15 protein-coding genes are annotated in these 18,113 nt (G+C 53.1%); 9 read left to right on the forward strand and 6 right to left on the reverse strand.

Annotation, left to right across the window (positions count from 1 at the left end; translation table 11 throughout):
* Positions 1-42: 42 nt before the first annotated feature.
* Positions 43-2,181 (reverse strand): ferric-rhodotorulic acid/ferric-coprogen receptor FhuE, encoded by a 2,139-nt coding sequence (gene fhuE / locus ACIPDS_RS14185; RefSeq protein WP_400736947.1) that lies wholly within the window; start codon positions 2,179-2,181, stop codon positions 43-45.
* Between the two features lie 403 nt (positions 2,182-2,584).
* On the opposite strand from fhuE, the gene ACIPDS_RS14190 reads away from it, so the two are divergent.
* From ACIPDS_RS14190 to ACIPDS_RS14200, 3 genes are all read left to right on the forward strand, one after another.
* Positions 2,585-3,676 carry a YncE family protein gene (locus ACIPDS_RS14190; RefSeq protein WP_400736950.1) on the forward strand — a complete coding sequence of 364 codons (1,092 nt, stop codon included), beginning with the start codon at positions 2,585-2,587 and terminating at the stop codon, positions 3,674-3,676.
* Between the two features lie 362 nt (positions 3,677-4,038).
* Positions 4,039-4,455 carry a hypothetical protein gene (locus ACIPDS_RS14195; RefSeq protein WP_166515357.1) on the forward strand — a complete coding sequence of 139 codons (417 nt, stop codon included), beginning with the start codon at positions 4,039-4,041 and terminating at the stop codon, positions 4,453-4,455.
* A 2-nt stretch (positions 4,456-4,457) separates the two neighbouring features.
* Positions 4,458-5,345, forward strand: a complete 888-nt coding sequence (locus ACIPDS_RS14200) for a bestrophin family ion channel (RefSeq protein WP_166515356.1) — start codon at positions 4,458-4,460, stop codon at positions 5,343-5,345.
* 72 nt (positions 5,346-5,417) lie between these two features.
* On the opposite strand, the gene ACIPDS_RS14205 is transcribed toward ACIPDS_RS14200, so the two are convergent.
* Positions 5,418-7,010, reverse strand: coding sequence for an STY4199 family HEPN domain-containing protein (locus ACIPDS_RS14205; RefSeq protein WP_400736955.1), 1,593 nt, complete (start codon positions 7,008-7,010; stop codon positions 5,418-5,420).
* A gap of 136 nt (positions 7,011-7,146) precedes the next feature.
* On the opposite strand from ACIPDS_RS14205, the gene ACIPDS_RS14210 reads away from it, so the two are divergent.
* Together ACIPDS_RS14210 and ACIPDS_RS14215 are read left to right on the forward strand one after the other, a co-directional pair.
* Positions 7,147-7,689, forward strand: a complete 543-nt coding sequence (locus tag ACIPDS_RS14210; RefSeq protein ID WP_400736958.1) for a GNAT family N-acetyltransferase — start codon at positions 7,147-7,149, stop codon at positions 7,687-7,689.
* A gap of 56 nt (positions 7,690-7,745) precedes the next feature.
* Positions 7,746-8,210 (forward strand): lysozyme, encoded by a 465-nt coding sequence (locus tag ACIPDS_RS14215; RefSeq protein ID WP_400736961.1) that lies wholly within the window; start codon positions 7,746-7,748, stop codon positions 8,208-8,210.
* Here ACIPDS_RS14215 and ACIPDS_RS14220 read toward each other — a convergent pair.
* Positions 8,166-8,792: a LuxR C-terminal-related transcriptional regulator gene (locus ACIPDS_RS14220; RefSeq protein WP_400736964.1), complete on the reverse strand. Its 627-nt coding sequence runs from the start codon at positions 8,790-8,792 to the stop codon at positions 8,166-8,168. The two genes, ACIPDS_RS14215 and ACIPDS_RS14220, sit on opposite strands and share 45 nt — an antisense overlap.
* A gap of 358 nt (positions 8,793-9,150) precedes the next feature.
* Positions 9,151-9,909 carry an SDR family NAD(P)-dependent oxidoreductase gene (locus ACIPDS_RS14225; protein WP_400736967.1) on the reverse strand — a complete coding sequence of 253 codons (759 nt, stop codon included), beginning with the start codon at positions 9,907-9,909 and terminating at the stop codon, positions 9,151-9,153.
* A 118-nt stretch (positions 9,910-10,027) separates the two neighbouring features.
* Here ACIPDS_RS14225 and ACIPDS_RS14230 point away from each other — a divergent pair, with 118 nt between their 5' ends.
* The 3 genes from ACIPDS_RS14230 to ACIPDS_RS14240 all read left to right on the forward strand — a co-directional run bounded on the left by ACIPDS_RS14230 (position 10,028) and on the right by ACIPDS_RS14240 (position 13,608).
* The gene (locus ACIPDS_RS14230) at positions 10,028-10,927 is read left to right on the forward strand and encodes a LysR family transcriptional regulator (RefSeq protein WP_400736970.1); all 900 of its coding nucleotides are present in this window, start codon (positions 10,028-10,030) and stop codon (positions 10,925-10,927) included.
* 138 nt (positions 10,928-11,065) lie between these two features.
* A complete protein-coding gene (gene yhjD / locus ACIPDS_RS14235; protein ID WP_400736973.1) occupies positions 11,066-12,028 on the forward strand; it encodes an inner membrane protein YhjD in 963 nt (320 codons plus the stop codon).
* 263 nt (positions 12,029-12,291) lie between these two features.
* Positions 12,292-13,608: an MFS transporter gene (locus ACIPDS_RS14240; RefSeq protein WP_400736976.1), complete on the forward strand. Its 1,317-nt coding sequence runs from the start codon at positions 12,292-12,294 to the stop codon at positions 13,606-13,608.
* 364 nt (positions 13,609-13,972) lie between these two features.
* Here the strand turns inward: ACIPDS_RS14240 and ACIPDS_RS14245 are convergent, their stop codons facing one another.
* Both ACIPDS_RS14245 and pdeH read right to left on the reverse strand, forming a co-directional pair.
* The gene (locus tag ACIPDS_RS14245; protein WP_400736979.1) at positions 13,973-16,015 is read right to left on the reverse strand and encodes an AsmA family protein; all 2,043 of its coding nucleotides are present in this window, start codon (positions 16,013-16,015) and stop codon (positions 13,973-13,975) included.
* 65 nt (positions 16,016-16,080) lie between these two features.
* Positions 16,081-16,848 (reverse strand): cyclic-guanylate-specific phosphodiesterase, encoded by a 768-nt coding sequence (pdeH, locus tag ACIPDS_RS14250; protein ID WP_166515347.1) that lies wholly within the window; start codon positions 16,846-16,848, stop codon positions 16,081-16,083.
* A 228-nt stretch (positions 16,849-17,076) separates the two neighbouring features.
* Between pdeH and ACIPDS_RS14255 the strand changes: the two genes are divergently transcribed.
* On the forward strand, positions 17,077-18,006 hold the full coding sequence (locus ACIPDS_RS14255) for a sugar kinase (RefSeq protein WP_400736983.1): 930 nt from the start codon (positions 17,077-17,079) through the stop codon (positions 18,004-18,006).
* Positions 18,007-18,113: the final 107 nt, after the last annotated feature.

Genomic DNA, 18,113 nt, shown 5'->3' on the forward strand with positions numbered 1-18,113 from the left:
GTAGGCCTGATAAGCGCAGCGCCATCAGGCAACAAGTGCAAATTAGAACGCGTAGCTCATACTGACCGAGACGTTACGCGGCTCACCGTAGACCGCAGAATCATCCAGATAAGAGTAGTACTCGCGGTCAAACAGATTGTTGACGTTGGCCTGCACCGCCAGCGCTTTGGTCACCTGATACTGAGCAAACAGGCTCACCAGCGGGTAGCTGCTCTGATGGAGGCGCTGCGTCTCGCCATCTGGCCCGGTCACATCCTTGTACACGCCATTTTGCCAGTTTGCCCCGCCGCCAATCGTCAGCTCTGGCATAACCGGAACCCGGTAACGGCTGAACAGCTTGAGCTGCGTTTGCGGCGCAAAGCTGTTGTAACGGCCATCGCTATCCTGCGCGACAAAGCGCGTCGCGCTAAAGGTCAGCTGCAGGTTATCGGTCACCGCACCATTCACCTCAAACTCTGCGCCTTTACTCACCGCACCGCTGGTCGCGCGATAGGCCTGCTCGCTGCTGGCGTTGACGAACTCACCGCTTATCGCTTCCGCAACGTTTTCTTGCTCGATACGAAATACCGCAAGGTTGGTGGTTAAGCGCCCGTCCATCCAGTCAGCTTTCAGGCCGGTTTCGTAGTTTTTGCCGGTAATCGGCGACAACCATTTACCGTCAACGGAACGCTTGGTTTGTGGCGCAAAAATCGAGGTATAGCTGGCGTAGGCTGACAGGCTTTCGGTCAGGTCATACACCAGTCCGCCGTAAGGCGTGGTGTTGTACTTGCGCATATCGCCGCTGCTGCCGTCGGTGCTGTACTGGGTGTAACGCGCGCCAAAAATCAATGAAAGCGGATCGGCCAGTGATAAGCGTACCGCAGTGTAGGTCGATTTCTGGCGGACGATATCATTGGCATTCTGATACCAGTCGCCCCACGTTGGCTGCGACACACTCCCGTTCCAGTTGTTGTCGAAAATGCCGATTTGGCTGGCTTCCATCGGCCCGTCCTGACTTTCGGTCGCATTATGCTGGCGACTGTAGCTGGCACCGGCCATCAGTTGATGCTGGCGTCCGAGCAGCGTGAATGGCCCATTGGCATAGGTATCGAAAGAATCCACGGTACGTTTGCCTTTGTCTTTGCTGCCCCAGCCGGTTGCGCCTTCGCCGGTATCGGCATCCGGGTTCCCCATGACATATAACAGTGTATCGTTGAAGGTCTGCTCACCGTGGGTACCATTGAAGCGATATGACCAGCCGTTATCCCAATTGTGGGTCAGGTCAACGAAAACCTTGCGCGATTCAACCTGATAGCGCGTCCAGTCTGCCGCCGTGTTGGTGCTGCGGTCGTAATGGGTGCGCGTACCGTTGCTAAACAGGCTTGGCAAACCACCCCAGGTCGGATTGCCGGTGTTGGATTTCTGATAGTCCCAGCCCAATGACACGGTGGTGTTGTCGGTCAGGTCAGCATCCACCACGCCGTAGAGAAACTTCTTGGTTTTATGATAGCGGTCGAGCCAGCTGTCCTGATCCTGATAGCCGGTGACAATGCGACCACGCAGGCTGCCGTCAGCATTAAGCGGCGTAGAGAGATCGGCCACGTAGCGCTGAGTATTCCAGCTACCGTAACTGGCGCTGATATTGCCGGTCGCCGTTTTGCTGTCAGCCCGTTTACGCACCATATTCACCGTGGCCCCCGGATCACCGGCGCCGGTCATCAGGCCATTGGCTCCACGCACGACTTCTATTCGGTCATAGATAGCGGTATCAGCCGCCGCATCGCCATAGTTCCACGCATCGCCAATTGAGGTTGGAATATCATCGTAAGAGAAGTTGGTGATCTCAAAGCCACGTGAGTAGAAATAGGTACGCTCGGAGTCTATCTGTTGTGATGAAACACCGGTTGCGTTGGTCAGCACATCGTCCACGGTTTGCAGATCCTGATCCTGCATCCGCTGACGCGTCACCACGGTAACAGACTGTGGGATATCGCGCGGGGCCATTTCCATTTTGGTGCCCGCATGAGTGGTTTTCACCGCATAATCCTGCTGTTCATCCACAGCATTGTCGGTGCTGCCATACACCACCATTTCCTGGCTTTTTTCTTCCGCGTGCGCTTGCTGGATAAAACCGTGAATGACCAGCGCCAAAAGTGAAACGGTAAGCGGTCTGCCGCTGATTTCCCTGCCATAAAAATGCATAAGTATTCCCATCAGATCTTGTAATTGTGAGTGAAAACCCTTGCGCTTAAAGCCGCGAAAAATACCCAGAATTTCTGTAAGCATTTAACTTGCATAAAAAGCGATAACGGCAACAAATGAGAATGCTAATGATAATTACTCGCTTTAAATAACACAGGCGGTTTTGTCAGTTAAATGTAAGCAAATGTATACATATTATTTATCAGTGCATTACATGCTTATTCCAGCCATGTCACCGCAAAAATAGCGTAATGAAAAGCCTGTTGCAGGCGGATATTACCGCCTGACACACGCAACTGATTTGCTCATTTTTTATAAATAATTATTATTCTCATTCTTATTAAAACTATCCCGTTCAGGGTGACCTCTTGCGGGAATCGCTTATCCAATGATGGAGTTTCGAATGGTATCGTTATTCAGCCCGCGTAAAACGGCGCTCGGCGTCGCGTTAATGGCCGCTTTTTCCCTGACCGCCCTGCCTGCCGCTGCCGAGAACGCACAGCCCGCCGAGAACGCGGCAGCGCTAAAGACCGCCACCTCCGTAAATCAGCGCGAGCTGGGTGATGGCTTGTATGAAATGGCGTATGTATCAGCCCAGAAAGCGCTGTATGTTGCCAGTGCGCAGAGCTTCAAGGATGTAAACGGGGGCGTCATTTACCGCCTCGACCCGGCAACGCTTGCCACTAAAGGCACAACGCATACCGACCTGAAAAACTTCGGTATGGCGGTCGATGACAATGGCAAAGTGTTCTACACCACCAATTCCCTGGATGGCGCAGTTTCAAAGGTCGATGCTAAAAGCGGGAAAGTCCTTCAGCGATTAGTGCTGGACGGCAAAAAAGATAAAGACGGCGATCCAACGGGCGCGCGTGAAGTGTTATTCCACGACGGCCTGCTGTTTATTGGTCGCGTGGCAGAGCCTGGTTTTATCTCGATTGTTGATGCCAAAACCATGACCCTGAAGGGGCGTATTGATAACGCAGGTAAATGGGTCACCGGGATTATCTATTCGCCGCTGACCAAGCGTATTTATGCCACCAACGGCGCAGGCGAAGTGCTGGTGATAAACCCGCAAAGCTACAAAATTGAACAGCGCTGGACGCCGGGCGACGGTAAAGAGTACCTGTTGCTGAACATGGCCGAAGATCCAAAAACTGGTCGCCTGTTCGTCACCGACGACTCTAAAGCCAAAACCACGCTGGTGTTTGATGAGCACACGGGCAAAGTCGTGAAGCGTATCGACGGCGACGCGCTGGGCATTAAGTTCGACGCACAACGTAATGAAATTTTTATCAGCCAGCGTGAATCGAAAAAAGTGCTGCGTCTGGATGCCACCAGCTACGCCGTGAAGCAAAGCTGGGACTTCACCAGCCGTCCAAACAGCCTACTGCTTTCAGACGATGGCAAAACGCTGTTTGTGACCCTGAAGCAAGATTTCAATAAAGATTATTCAACTAAAGGGTTGGATAGCGTTGCGCGTATCCAGCTGGATTAATCACCCGACGGCCCTCTTCCTTTTGGTTGAGGGCCGACCGTTTTTAAATTTCTGCTGTCACTCTCTGGTCATAATATCATGACAGAAATATACCGTTTTTACTCAGCTTGCTAACGTCTTTATTAACCTTTCGCTAGTTTTATAAATAAAATAACCCCGATTGATTATCTTAATAACTAATAATAGGCAGATGCTAGCTACTTTATTATTGACCTTTTGTGACCCGACGCCTCTCGTTGAATTATGGTATTTTATATTCGTGGAGATTTAAAGCCCGGTCGATGTACTGTCGATAGCGCGAAGTGACGTGAATCGGTGGCATCAAATATTTTCCAACCCCCTCTATGAATAAGCATACGATAATGAATAGCTCGATTTCTCTGGAAGAAAAATCCAACCAAATTTTCAGTCATAAAAACAAAATGGATAAATACTGGAATACCTATTCCATGGAGTTAATCACGCAAATTACTGCTACCGAGCGGCTTTATCACCATCAGGTTCAGCCGAGTGAAAAAGGGCGATTGAGCGTGAACGTCTTTGGTGGCGTCAATATCAATATCATCCGCTCACGCGTGTTTGGCGAGGTGCGTATAGATTTTCAGGTGGTGTCGGAAGAGCTTGGCAACATTGAACTGCAAGGTTCCTGTATTGATGTCAACGGCAATCTCGACCGCACCATCCCGGTGAATGATAAAGCACAGGTCTTTGCACACTATCTGGAACGCCTGCAGGTGGTTTACGACACCATTTTAGCGCTGTCGCAGGATAAGGCCTAATCATGATTGTCAGGCCGGAGCAAACCTGGTTCAGGAAATTGTTTTCATGGCGCGGGTCGATTATGCGAAAAATATCGCCGCAGCTCTGTTTTTTTATCGTGCTTAACATCGTCTATCTGTTCACGCTGCCGATATTACATTTGCGCGGGATTATTGCCAAAGAGAGTTCGTTCTATTTCATCGGCATTTCTATTTCGATCTCGGTGTTCCTCGGTTTTCGTAACAATACGGCATGGCTACGCTTTTGGGAGGCGCGGAAACTGTGGGGCGATCTATTGATCGTCAACCGCTCACTGATGCGGGAGATAATCAACACCACGCAAACTCGTCGCGAAGAAAAACAGGTGGTGCTCGATTTGATGGTCACCTACTGTATGACGCTGAAAGCCAAACTCCGCCACGGACCGGTGCCGGTGTCGCGTGCACTGAACTATCAGCACCTCACCACGCCTTGTAACGCGCTATTGCAAGAAATCGGGCGCTGGCTTTACCTGCATCGCCCGAATGAGTTTGTGTACCGTAATTTCAATACCTACCTCAATCAGATAAGCACCATCCAGGGCGGCTGCGAGCGAATCAGCAATACGCCAATTCCCTATGCCTACTCGTTGCTGCTGCATCGCACGGTGGGCATTTTTTGCGCCGTGTATCCGCTGCTGCTGATCCACGATTTCGGCTTTCTGACGCTGCTGTTTTCTATTTTCACCACCTACGCCTTGCTGGCGCTTGATGCTATTGCCACCGAACTGGAAGATCCGTTCGGCACCGAGGACAACGACCTGCCGCTCAGCGCAATTTGTAATGCGATAGAGATCGATTTGCGGGAAATGCTCAACGACAGCATGGTGCCGGCCAAAATGAAGCCAGACGCACATTACCGCCTGATTTGATTCGAATTGCGCTACGGGAAAAACGCTGAGGTACGGGGGTGTTCTTAGCCGATTTCGCGTAGCGCAACCTGTTTATCGAATCACCTCATAGATCGATTTTTGTATCATTAGCCTGTTCTTACTTTGCGCATCGCCAACCGCTCTACTGCGCTTCTCGGCGTTCTCCACCGCAAGCCGCTGCCGTGCAACCACCGCCGGTTGCGTGCAGAAAGTTTGCAGATAGGATTTGCGGATGGCGGTTAGCTGCGCGCCCTGAGATAGCTCGTGCGTGAGCGTATTTATGAAGCGACGGCAGGGTTTTGGTTCATCCATCTGCTGGCGATAGCGCAATAACAAATTCAAGACCGCTTCGTGTTGTGATGACATCGCGTGATCTGTCCAGGCCAATTGCCAGTTCATGCCACCGCGTAAAAACAGTGTGCTGACCTCAATGTCATTGCGATCAATTGCCGAACGTAGCCCATTGTTGTCCCAGGTGATCCCACGGCGCGCCAGGATTTCGCGCGGGGAAGGCGGCGGGGTGACGGCGGGCTCACGCAGGGCGATGTCGTCGCGCGGCTCAACGGATGCCTGAGGCTGCGGTGTAGACGTCAGGAGACTCACACCGCCAAGCGTTATGCCGAATAGCGTCACGCCGACGGCGCCCCACAGTACGCCCGCAATCAGTTTTTCGCGCGCATCCGTTCGCGCCTGAATTTTACGATACTGCTTTTCAATGCCATCAGCGATTGACCGGGCATCCGGCCCCCAGGCTTGCGCCGCCTCCATCGCCTGTTCCCAGAAGTGCTGCACTTCGCTACCGTCCGCACTCATCAGGCTGGCGGGATTCACCCGCACCCGACCTTGCTCATAGGCCCGCTGCACGGGGGCGGTAATCTGCTGCGTGTAGTGCTCAAGTAGCAGGCATTCCATCTCGGTAAGCGGTATCTGGGCCAGCAGCTTATTGCGCATCCGCCGGATATCATCCAGAAAGGTATGCAGCGTCAGCCGCTGTTCTGCGAGAAAGGTTAGCGCCGCGCCTGAGTTAAACAGCGAGGCGTAGTGACGGGAGAAAGCCTTTTTATCGACAATCAGTAATGCCCGCTCGCTAAATGACATTCCGTCAAGGATCTCGCCTGTCGGGCTTTGCGCCTGCCAGCGTGCGACATCGTGCGCATCGAAATGGGACTTCAGGTAATGATGAAGATGCGCAGCGTCTGGCCATACCCGGCTAATCAAGCCATTTATCACAAGCTCTATGGTGCGAATCTGCCGCTGCGCCATTTCCTGTCGCTGCTCGGCATCGCTGGCATAGTGGGTATTAAACGTCAGCAACGGCTGCTGTTGTTTAAGCTGTTCAAGCGTCACAATAAAACGCTGGGCGGCAATCAATTGATTCTCTGTCGCCGCCACGCCCTGCTCGTAGGACGCAGTGCCTTGCTGAAGGTGGCGCAGCTGAAGCATAAATTCGCTCAACTGGCTGTCATTAATCTGCAAGCGTTTCGCAACGACTCCCCAGCCGCCGAGGTTCAGGCGCGCCTGGTCAAGCTGCTCGAGAAACCAGCGAGGATCCTTGCCTTCGGTGACCCTCATTTTCAGTAGCGTCAAAATTTCGATAGAGGCCTGGCGGATCACGCTCAGGCAATGCTCAAATTGCTGACTGACCTGATGCGATGACATCGGCATCTTCGATTTCCTTAATCAACAACAAGGCCATTTAGCCTTCAGATTAACATGTTGTTATTTTGTTATTTTTATCGTTACACCATAGAGCAAATCAGGCAAATTAACAGTCCTCTCCTGACGTTGAGAATGTGAAATTATGACCGCGCTCACCACCGCACGTTTAAATTGTTCCCTGATTACCGAAAGTGACTGGCCGTTTTTTCTGGCGTTGCAGCAGCATCCGCAGGTGATGCGCTATGTGGCGGATAATCGAAGCGAGCACGATATCCGTGAAACCTTCGATTCCCGACTCCTACCCTGGAAGCCGGGAGCTGCGCATTGGCTGTGTTTGGTCGTGCGTGATAAGCAAAATGTGCCGCTTGGCGTCACGGGCTATATTCATCGGGAGACAGATTGCGCGGAAGTAGGCTTTTTATTTTCACCCCAGGCGCAGGGTCAGGGCTATGGCAGCGAGTCACTGCGCGCCGTATGTGATTACGCGTTCAGCCAGGGGGGCATTCGTCGCTTAACCGCGACGGTCACCGTGGGCAATATAGCCTCCCGGCATACGCTTGAGAAAATAGGCTTCAGACTTGAGGGGGAGCTACGTGAAAGCTACCAGCTGGCGGGAAAATGGCATAACGATTGGCTTTTTGGCCTACTTAGTCATGAGTATGATAATTCACCGACATCCGGCTAATAGTCGCGCTAAGGGCGTTCTTTTACACTTCACCTCCTGCTAATTGAGGATAAAAGATGCCACTTTCTGCCGTCTACCCCAGCCTGTATGGGCTTGAATTTATTAAACGTTACCAAGGGCTGTCGCTCGAAAAATATCAGGATGCCGCTAATCTGTGGCTCATTGGTTATGGCCATCTGATCCGCGATCGCGAGTACTTCGATGCGCCGCTAACCCCGCAGCAGGCGGAGGCGCTTTTTCAGGCGGATGTCGATTACTATCAGCAGGTGCTGCGGCAATGTATTCGCGTACCGCTGACCCAGAACCAGTTCGATGCCCTGCTCTCGCTTGCCTTTAGCCTCGGGCCGGAAGCCGTGCAGCAATCACCTATCGTTTACTGGATTAATCACGGGGATATGAATCGAGCGCTCGCGGAGTGGCAGCGTGAAGGAGAGAGGGAAAGTAGCCTGGCCGGACAGCGCCAGGCTGAGTCTGCTTTATTCCAGACCGGCGGTCTGCGAGACGTTACGATTATTGAGTAGCATGGCTGCCTGAGTCCGATTTTTCACGTCCAGGCGTCGGTATAACGATTCCAGATGCGCCTTGACGGTGCCCGCGCTGATATTTAGGGCACGGCTAATCTCTTTATTCGATTCACCATTCGCCAGCAGCGCTAATATTTCCCGCTGGCGTTGGCTGAGATTATCCAGCCCGCGTTTTTCCTGTTCATATTCCATCCGCCAGTCGCCCGGTAAGCACATCAACCCCCGCATGACGCTTTTGATGGTCTGCACAAAGACCTCAATACTGGCATCCCTGGCAATAATGGCCTGGACGTTGTAGGCCATCATGTCGCTCAGCCAGCTACGATTATATTCGTTGGCAACGATGATGCCCTTAGAGTCAGGAAACTGCTGATGTTTTTCCTGCAATAACCACTGGCAAAAGCCGTGGTCCATTTCACCATCCAGGATCAAAAGTGCATCCGGGTGGCGTAACAACTGCCGCCACAGGTCATCTGCCTGACTAACAGCAGAGATATCAATTCCTGGAATATGTTCCTGTAAGCTGATTTTCATTCCATGAATAAATATTGACTGCCTGTCAAAGATGACTACCTGCATAACGGTTTCCCCATTAAAAAATAAACTGTTCTCTAATGACCGGAAGAGTAATCCTCGCGGCATAAAATAAGAACTCGCCGTTTGGCCTGGGGCATTCTACGTAGAAACGGGATAATCTAAATATCACAATTATGAATGCTTACAACCGCCTCGTCGCAATTACGCATTCACATCACTCATCACATCGTCATTAAGGAAAGGATTAAAAGCGGGGGTTTTGAATAATATTTAATGAGCAAAATATAGATCATTTCCCGCATAGCGGGAAACGCAAAAAGCAATAAGTCCTGAACAGGACTTATTTTAGCACGATAAGTAGCACTGCCCCTTCATCACTGAGGCAATGCCATGTCGGGTGTTACAGGAACATGCCGCCTGAAACTTCAATGCGCTGCGCGGTCATCCAGTGCAGATTATCGCTGAGCAGCGCCACAATTGCCTCACCAATATCATCCGGTAAACCGGTACGTCCCAGCGCTGTTTGCGAAGCCACATACCGGTTCAGCTCTTCATTGTCGCGCAGATGGCCTCCGCCGAAGTCGGTTTCAATGGCGCCTGGCGCAATGCTGTTGACCGAAATGCCACGCGCACCCAGCTCTTTGGCTTGGTAACGCGTCAGAACTTCCATCGCCCCTTTCATTGACGCATAGGCCGCGTAACCCGGTAGCGCGAAACGGGCAAGACCGGTTGAGACGTTGAGAATACGTCCGCCGTCAGCGATTAACGGCAGAAGCTGCTGGGTGAGGAAAAATGGACCTTTAAAATGAATGTTCATCAGCTCGTCGAACATAGCTTCTGAAGTCTCAGCAAACGGCGCGTACAGCCCAATCCCGGCGTTGTTCACTAAGTAATCAACGCTATCGCGTCCCCATTCTTTTTTCAGCTGCACTTTCACCTGTTGCGCGAATTCAGAGAAGCTCGCAATATCGCTGACATTCAGCTGCAATGCCACCGCTTTCGCGCCTGTTTTCTCAATTTCGGCGACAACATCCCGCGCCGCATCCTGCTGGCTACGGTAGGTAAAAATAATATCTACACCGGCAGCGGCGAGCTTAAGCACCGCGTTTTTACCTAATCCACGGCTGCCGCCGGTGACTAACGCTATACGTTGGGACATAGAAACCTCATTTCAGATGGCGTGTTCGTTGAGAACAAGCTTATTAGGTGATAAAAAAACAATAAATAGCGCCTCGAGCGCTTCACTGTCTCATCCAGAACAACAATGGGTCGTTTCGATGGATAAAATTCACGCAATGCAGCTGTTCATCCGCGTGGCGGAGCTGGAAAGTTTTACCCGTGCGGCGGACACATTGGGTATTCCTAAAGGTAGCGTATCGCGGCAAATTCAGGCGCTGGAGAATCATCTGGGCTGTCGTCTTTTGCACCGCACAACGCGCCGCGTGTTGTTAACCCAGGATGGAATGGTGTATTACGAGCGCGCCAAAGACCTGCTGAGTAACCTTGATGAGCTGGACAGCATGTTTCAGGCCGATCCCAGCAGCGTGAGCGGGCGGCTGCGCGTGGATATGCCGGTCGCCATGGCCAAAAATGTGGTTATCCCTCGGCTACCGGAATTTTTGCAGCAGTACCCGGGGCTGGAGCTGGAACTGAGCAGCAGCGACCGCCTGGTGGATGTCATTCGTGAAGGCTTTGACTGTGTGGTGCGCGTCGGTACGCTTAAGGACTCCGGGCTTATCGCCAGACCGCTTGGCAAGCTTGCCATCATCAACTGTGCGAGCCCCGCGTATCTGGCGCGTTTTGGCACCCCGGAGTCGCTGGAAGATCTCAGCAGCCATGCATTAGTACACTACACAACTAATATTGGCGTGCGTCCGCAGGGCTTTGAGGTGGCGAGAGACAATGACACGCAGTGGGTCAAAACCGGTGGCGTGCTGACGGTAAACAGTACCGAGACTTACCACGCGGCGTGTCTTGCGGGACTCGGGATTATTCAGGTTCCGCGCGTCGGAGTACGTGAAGCGCTGCGCAGCGGCAAGCTAGTGCAAATCCTGCCACAGTACCGCGCACAGCCCATGCCGGTGTCGCTGATTTATCCGCATCGCCGCAATCTGTCGCGCCGGGTGCATCTGTTGATGGAGTGGTTAACGGGCGTGTTGCAGGATTACGTTGATTGAATTTGGTATCGGAGCCTGCCCCGGCGGCGCTGCGCCTGGACGGGCTACCGTATCTACCGGATGTAGCTCGTCCAGGCGCAGCGCCGCCGGGTTTTGCTCTATACTTAAGTAAAAGCAATTAAAAGGAAAATCTCCCTGATGACGTCGGAAAACAACGACAAACGTCTACAGCAAAAGGCCAGCCAAGCGCTGGATACCGTCACCAGTACGGCGCAGAAGATCCAGCGCCGTCCGGTTATCGCTCACCTGATTCGCGCCGCCGAGCGCTTTAACGACCGGATGGGGAACCAGTTTGGTGCCGCAATAACCTATTTCTCATTCCTCTCCATGATCCCGATTATGATGGTGTCGTTCGCCGCCGCCGGGTTTATCCTCGCGTCGCACCCCACGCTATTGCAGGATATTTTCAATAAAATTCTCGATAACGTCAGTGACCCTACGCTTGCCACGACGCTGAAAAGCACCATCAACACCGCCGTGCAGCAGCGTACTACCGTTGGGCTGGTCGGGCTGGGCATTGCGCTCTATTCCGGGGTGAACTGGATGGGCAACCTGCGCGAGGCTATTCGTGCACAGTCGCGTGACGTGTGGGAACGCACACCTCAAGATGAGGAAAAACTGTGGATTAAGTACCTACGTGATTTCGTGTCGCTGATTGGTCTGCTTATCGCCTTAATTATCACGCTGTCGATTACGTCGGTAGCCGGTTCTGCCCAGCAGCTGATCATCTCAGCGCTGTATCTTGATTACATTGAATGGCTCAAACCCGCCTGGCGGCTGATTGGCCTGGTGATTTCTATTTTCGCCAACTACCTGCTGTTCTTCTGGATTTTCTGGCGACTACCGCGTCATCGTCCGCGTAAGAAGGCGTTGATTCGCGGTACTCTGCTCGCCGCTATCGGCTTTGAGGTGATTAAAATCATCATGACGTGGACATTGCCTACGCTTGTGAAGTCACCCTCCGGCGCGGCGTTTGGTTCCGTTCTCGGACTGATGGCCTTCTTCTACTTCTTTGCGCGTCTGACCCTCTTCTGTGCGGCCTGGATTGCCACCGCAGAATATAAAGACGACCCAAGAATGCCGGGGAAAACCCACAGCTAATCGCAGGGTTGGGCTGAAAATTTCGGCCCAACTCGCCATTTCAGCATATAAATCCAGGCCGTAACTTTTATTTAACCAAAAACCAGCTTTATCATCTATTCCACAAAAAATGTGAAGCATTTCATGTTTCATATTCTTCTGGTATAAAAATTATCCACTCTTTCGTTATTTTTGCCTGTTTTTACAATCTCGTTACAGATTGAAATGTCGCTTTTGCTATGTCTAATATGGCCCTTCGTTCGCTATAAATATTAGAAAAGACTATGACCAGCACAACACTCGATAACGAACAGGCTTCCGCTCCGGTTAACTCGCGCAATAAGGTCGTCGTGGCCTCACTCATTGGCACCGCCATTGAGTTCTTCGACTTCTATATTTACGCCACCGCCGCGGTTATCGTGTTCCCGCATATCTTCTTCCCACAGGGCGATCCTACCGCGGCAACGCTGCAATCGCTGGCAACGTTCGCGATTGCTTTCGTCGCACGCCCAATCGGTTCCGCACTCTTCGGTCACTTTGGCGACCGCGTGGGGCGCAAGGTCACTCTGGTCGCATCGCTGCTGACCATGGGGATCTCCACCGTCTTGATCGGCCTGCTGCCTACCTATGATTCGATTGGCATTCTGGCACCGATGCTGCTGGCGCTGGCGCGTTTTGGCCAGGGTCTGGGGTTGGGTGGTGAATGGGGCGGTGCGGCGCTGCTGGCTACCGAGAACGCGCCGCCGCGTAAGCGCGCGCTGTACGGTTCTTTCCCACAGTTAGGTGCGCCAATTGGCTTCTTCTTTGCCAACGGAACCTTCCTGCTGCTCTCCTGGCTTCTGACCGACCAGCAGTTTATGACCTGGGGCTGGCGTATTCCCTTTATTTTCTCTGCGGTTCTGGTGCTGATTGGCCTTTATGTGCGCGTTTCGCTGCATGAAACGCCGGTCTTTGCCAAAGTCGCCGCCGCTAAAAAACAGGTTAAAGTGCCGATGGGCACCCTGCTCAGTAAGCACGTTCGGGTGACGGTGCTCGGCACCTTCATCATGCTGGCGACCTATACGCTGTTCTATATCATGACCGTCTATTCGATGACCTACAGCACCGCCGCCGCGCCTAACGGGCTGGGCCTGCCGCGTAATGAAGTGCTGTGGATGTTAATGTTAGCGGTTATCGGATTTGGCGTGATGGTGCCGATTGCGGGCCTGTTAGCAGACCGCTTTGGTCGTCGACCTAGCATGATCGTCATCACCTGCTTGATTATCGCTTTTGCCCTGTTCTTCTTTGAGCCGCTGCTGGGTTCCGGTAATCCGGCGCTGATTATGCTGTATCTGCTGGTCGGGTTGAGCCTGATGGGCCTCACTTTCGGCCCAATGGGCGCATTGTTGCCAGAACTGTTCCCTACGGAAGTACGCTATACCGGGGCATCGTTCTCGTATAACGTGGCCTCCATTCTCGGCGCATCGGTAGCACCGTATATCGCGGCCTGGTTGCAGAGCAGCTATGGATTGTTCTACGTCGGGGTTTATCTGGCGGCCATGGCGGCGCTGACGCTGATTGCCTTGCTGTTGACGCACGAAACGAAGCACCAATCACTATAAAGTTGTCTGGACGAGGAGCGCTAGCTCCGACTTCGGGGCATTCCCGGCGTCACGTTCGTTCGGCCGGGCTACCGCATCAATCGCTATCACGTAGCCCGGACGAGGAGCGCTAGCTCCGACTCCGGGGCATTCCCGGCGTCACGTTCGTTCGGCCGGGCTACCGCATCAATCACTATTCCGTAGCCCGGACGAGGAGCTCTAGCTCCGACTCCGGGGCATTCCCGGCGTCATGTTCGTTCGGCCGGGCTACGGCATTAATCGCTGTAACGTAGCCTCTGAATGCCGGGTGGCGGCTATGCCTTACCCGGCCTACAAAACCTGCGACTTCCGTAGGCCGGGTAAGCGTTAGCGCTACCCGGCATTTTTATTTCTTCATCTGCGACAAGATGTTCCGGCACTGGTTTGTATCCCCTTCCGATGGCGAAATCAGCGCCAGCAGCGCCGCCGCAGGGGTAACGAGCGTCGCAAGGGCTGCCGCCACCGCACCACGCGCAATCAACGGCCCGGCTTTAACACCTGCCTGTGGATTTTTGAAGGTGCCTCGCACATAAAGCGGCGAGCGCAGGGTGATAATGCGGAATCCTTTACTTTCCGGGTCGATGGTCAAATCAAGCTGCTCAGAGGCCATGCTGGCGGTTCCCGTCACGTTGATCACCGCGTTTTCCGTGTCGAAAGCAAAAATTTGCGGACGCGCCACGCCGTTAACCAAATCCAGATTCGCCGCCGCACAGTTCACCCGAACCTCATCGTCACCGAAAATTTGCCCGATGATAAAGTTACCAACGTTCAGTCCGAGGATTTCCATCAGGTTGCGGCTGATAAGCCCATCATTCATCAGCAGTTTCAGATTCCCGTTACTACTCCCCAGCAGCGCCGCCACGGAATTACCGACGCCGCGGATATCCGCATCGCCGTTCATTTCACCGAGCGTTTTCTGCATCAGTTCAACGTTGGGCATCAGCGCTTTAAGTTTCAGCCTGCGCGCCTGAATATCCGCCCGTCCCTGCATCGGCTTCTTATCGCCTTCAAGGTGGATGTTCGACGAAATAGTCCCTCCCGCCAGGCCAAATTTCAACGGTTGCAGGCGAAGATCGGCATTTTTAAGGATGATATGCGTAGAGAGATCGCTTATCGGCAGCGTGCTGCCATGCTCGATTTTCCGCCCCTTAAATCGTACATCGGCATCCATCACGTTCCATTTATCGGTTTCAAAGCGATCGTAAGGCAGCACCTTACCCGCAGGCTGGATGTCCTTTTTCACCTCTTTTGATTTCGTCCCTTTACCTGAATCGACGCCAATTAGCGGCCCCAGATCGGCAAGACGTAGCTGGCGCGATTCCATCTCGCCTTCAAGTTTCGGACGCGGTTTACCGGTGGTGTAAGTGAGTGAACCGTGGATGTCACTGTCGCCAATGCGACCGTTGAAGTCCCGGTAGTCAAACACCGACGATTTTTTGGTATCGATTTTCGCGACCAGATGGCCATCAGTCTCAAACGGCGGCGTGTCCGGCAGCAGAACGCCGGTCAGCTCATACAGCGCGCCCAGCGAGTCGCCGGCAAATTTCAGTCGCAAATCGACGCCGCCCATATTCATCGGATCGTTCACCGTGCCGGTGAAGGCCACTCGCGTATTGCCGGAGCGAAAATCGGCCTGCACCGGGAAGGGAGTTCCTTCGCTGCGCAGCGCCAGCATTCCGCCAATTTTACCGCTGCCAGTGAGCGGCTGGCCGTTGTAACGCCCTTTCGCGGTCAGTCCGAACACATAGTCACCGACCTTAGTGTTATCCCCTTTGGCTTTGCTGCCGGTCACTTCGCTAAACGGCAACGGTTTCCCTAGCGGATCGACCAGGATCTCCACGTCGGCCTTGCTGACCTTATCGTCAATCGCGATCCGTCCGCGATCGAACAGAATATTGTCGAGACGGAAAGACCATGAAGAGGGTTGTGCATTGGCATCTTTCTCGTCGCTGCTGGCGAGATTAAACGTCCAGTTATTGTTTTTTTCGGAGAGGCGGATAAGCCGCGCATCAGGCTGCTGGAGCTTGATCCACGGCAGATAGACGGTTTTAGCCAGCAGCGAAAGCGGTGCAAGCGTCGCTTCTACGCGTGGCAGGTGAACCATCGTAACTTCAGGAATATCCGGTGGATTGCCCAGAATAATATCGTCGGCGTGCACATGCGGCCACGGCACCCAGCTTCGCCAGCCGGTTTCTTGTTTCTGCCGTTCCCACACGACGCCCAAATCCCCGCGTATCGCGAAGGGGCGGTTTAGCTCTGCTGAGACCTTCTGGTTGATGGTCGGCTTGAGACGATTCCAGTCGAACGTCGCGATAATGATGATGGCGACCACGATCAACAACAAGAAAATCCCGGCTGTCCAGGAGATAACCCTGGTTGTTTTTGTCATTATTGTCCCCTTTCCTGATGACCTTGCCTATAAAACTATAGTCCAGACAAAGGGAAGCGGGCGACTTACAGAATGGTTAACACGTTTTCGAGGGTTTCCATCGGGACAGGGCGAGAGAGGAAATAACCTTGCGCGGCGGCGGCGGGTGAGTTTTGCACTTCACGCCACTCTTCAAGCGTTTCCACTCCCTCAACGATCACGCCCTCGCAATAGCGATTCATCAATTGCAGCAGCATAATGAACAGCTTACGGCCTTCCGGCGTTTTACGCAGCATAATGAACAGGTCGCGGGCGACTTTGATGTAGTCATAGCGCACTTCATTAAGCGCTGAAAAGTTAGCCATTCCGGTGCCAAAATCATCTAACCACAGCGGGCCGAACTCGCGCAGTGAAGCTGACGAATTCTTGGGTAGCGCGATATTCTCGACCAGTTCAAAACGCAGCCAGGGCAGCGTCTCAATCATCGTTTTCAGGATCCGGTCCTGACGCATTTCCAGTAGCGTCAGCGCATCAACGTTCACCGAGGCCAGCACCTTATTCTGCACAAAGAAATGCTTTCTTTTTGCCAGCATCGCCACCTGTTCTTTGATGACATGGATACGCTGACCGATAGAAATTTCAGCGAAGTAACGATCCGGGGCGATACGCTTTTGCGGCTCCGAAGGATGGGCCACTATCGTTAGCACCTCGATCGCCATCAGGCGGCCCTGGATGGTGTAGATAGGCTGGTAGGTATAGACCCGTTCACATTCTTGCCAATAACGCAGCTGCTGTAGGCTTTCCAGCTCCGCATCGGGAGCTCTCGCCCGCTGGCTCACCTGCTTTAACGTCATTTAAGCTTCCTGTGATTAGAGGGGCAAAGGGTCTGGTCATAAGGTTATCGGCGGGGCATTTGATAACTTTATGTTCAGATCGGGGCATTTTATTTTTCTTCATGCATGACGAATACGCCGTAACACGCGCTAGCTCAAGAAAAATAATGGAACGATGTTTTAATATAGTTGACCACTGATTGACCGCAGCGCACACTACCAAAAATTTACCGATTCAGGTTGATGACTATGTCTAAAAAAATTGCCGTAATTGGCGAATGCATGATTGAACTGTCCGAGAAGGGCGCACAAGTTAACCGCGGCTTCGGCGGCGACACCTTAAATACGTCCGTCTATATCGCGCGTCAGGTCTCCCCTGCTGAACTTAGCGTTAATTACGTCACCGCGCTGGGTACCGACACCTTCAGCCAGCAAATGATGGATGCCTGGCAGGCGGAGAACGTCAAAACTGACCTGATTCAACGAATGAGTGACCGCATGCCTGGCCTGTACTACATCGAAACCGATGAGACCGGCGAACGAACCTTCTACTACTGGCGCAACGAAGCCGCCGCCAAATTCTGGCTGGAGAGCGAGCAGTCTGCCGCGATCTGCGAGCAGCTGGCCGGTTTTGACTACCTCTATCTGAGCGGAATTAGCCTCGCAATCTTAAGCCCGGCTAGCCGTGAGAAACTGCTGACGCTGCTGAAAACCTGCCGCGCTAACGGCGGTAAAGTTATCTTTGACAACAACTATCGTCCACGCCTGTGGGCCAGCAAAGAAGAGACCCAGCAGGTGTATCAGCAGATGCTGGAATGCACCGATATCGCCTTCCTGACGCTCGACGATGAAGATGCGCTGTGGGGCGAAAAGCCGGTTGAGGAAGTGATTGCTCGCACCCACGCCGCAGGCGTGAACGAAGTGGTGGTGAAGCGCGGCGCGGACTCTTGCCTGGTTGCGGTTGTCGGCGAGGCGCTTGTTGATGTGCCAGCGGTGAAGCTGCCAAAAGAGAAAGTCGTGGATACGACGGCGGCCGGTGACTCGTTCAGCGCAGGCTATCTGTCGGTACGTTTAACCGGTGGCGATACGGTTGCGGCAGCCAAACGTGGGCACCAGACGGCAAGCACCGTGATTCAGCACCGCGGGGCGATTATTCCTCGCGACGCGATGCCGGCGTAAGGTTGCAGGTATAAAAAAACCTCTTCCGTTTGGGAGAGGTTTTTTTTCGTCTGGTGAGTGGGTTTCCCCTCACCCCGGCCCTCTCCCCAAAGGGGCGAGGGAGAACG

This window comes from Kluyvera sp. NPDC087067 (assembly GCF_044745165.1).
Taxonomy (GTDB): domain Bacteria; phylum Pseudomonadota; class Gammaproteobacteria; order Enterobacterales; family Enterobacteriaceae; genus Kluyvera.

What these genes read in the sequence shown, in the direction of transcription:
- fhuE (WP_400736947.1), bottom strand. Translation starts at nt 2,181, where the DNA reads ATGCATTTTTATGGCAGGGAAATCAGCGGCAGACCGCTTACCGTTTCA.
- ACIPDS_RS14190 (WP_400736950.1), top strand. Translation starts at nt 2,585, where the DNA reads ATGGTATCGTTATTCAGCCCGCGTAAAACGGCGCTCGGCGTCGCGTTA.
- ACIPDS_RS14195 (WP_166515357.1), top strand. Translation starts at nt 4,039, where the DNA reads ATGAATAGCTCGATTTCTCTGGAAGAAAAATCCAACCAAATTTTCAGT.
- ACIPDS_RS14200 (WP_166515356.1), top strand. Translation starts at nt 4,458, where the DNA reads ATGATTGTCAGGCCGGAGCAAACCTGGTTCAGGAAATTGTTTTCATGG.
- ACIPDS_RS14205 (WP_400736955.1), bottom strand. Translation starts at nt 7,010, where the DNA reads ATGCCGATGTCATCGCATCAGGTCAGTCAGCAATTTGAGCATTGCCTG.
- ACIPDS_RS14210 (WP_400736958.1), top strand. Translation starts at nt 7,147, where the DNA reads ATGACCGCGCTCACCACCGCACGTTTAAATTGTTCCCTGATTACCGAA.
- ACIPDS_RS14215 (WP_400736961.1), top strand. Translation starts at nt 7,746, where the DNA reads ATGCCACTTTCTGCCGTCTACCCCAGCCTGTATGGGCTTGAATTTATT.
- ACIPDS_RS14220 (WP_400736964.1), bottom strand. Translation starts at nt 8,792, where the DNA reads ATGCAGGTAGTCATCTTTGACAGGCAGTCAATATTTATTCATGGAATG.
- ACIPDS_RS14225 (WP_400736967.1), bottom strand. Translation starts at nt 9,909, where the DNA reads ATGTCCCAACGTATAGCGTTAGTCACCGGCGGCAGCCGTGGATTAGGT.
- ACIPDS_RS14230 (WP_400736970.1), top strand. Translation starts at nt 10,028, where the DNA reads ATGGATAAAATTCACGCAATGCAGCTGTTCATCCGCGTGGCGGAGCTG.
- yhjD (WP_400736973.1), top strand. Translation starts at nt 11,066, where the DNA reads ATGACGTCGGAAAACAACGACAAACGTCTACAGCAAAAGGCCAGCCAA.
- ACIPDS_RS14240 (WP_400736976.1), top strand. Translation starts at nt 12,292, where the DNA reads ATGACCAGCACAACACTCGATAACGAACAGGCTTCCGCTCCGGTTAAC.
- ACIPDS_RS14245 (WP_400736979.1), bottom strand. Translation starts at nt 16,015, where the DNA reads ATGACAAAAACAACCAGGGTTATCTCCTGGACAGCCGGGATTTTCTTG.
- pdeH (WP_166515347.1), bottom strand. Translation starts at nt 16,848, where the DNA reads ATGACGTTAAAGCAGGTGAGCCAGCGGGCGAGAGCTCCCGATGCGGAG.
- ACIPDS_RS14255 (WP_400736983.1), top strand. Translation starts at nt 17,077, where the DNA reads ATGTCTAAAAAAATTGCCGTAATTGGCGAATGCATGATTGAACTGTCC.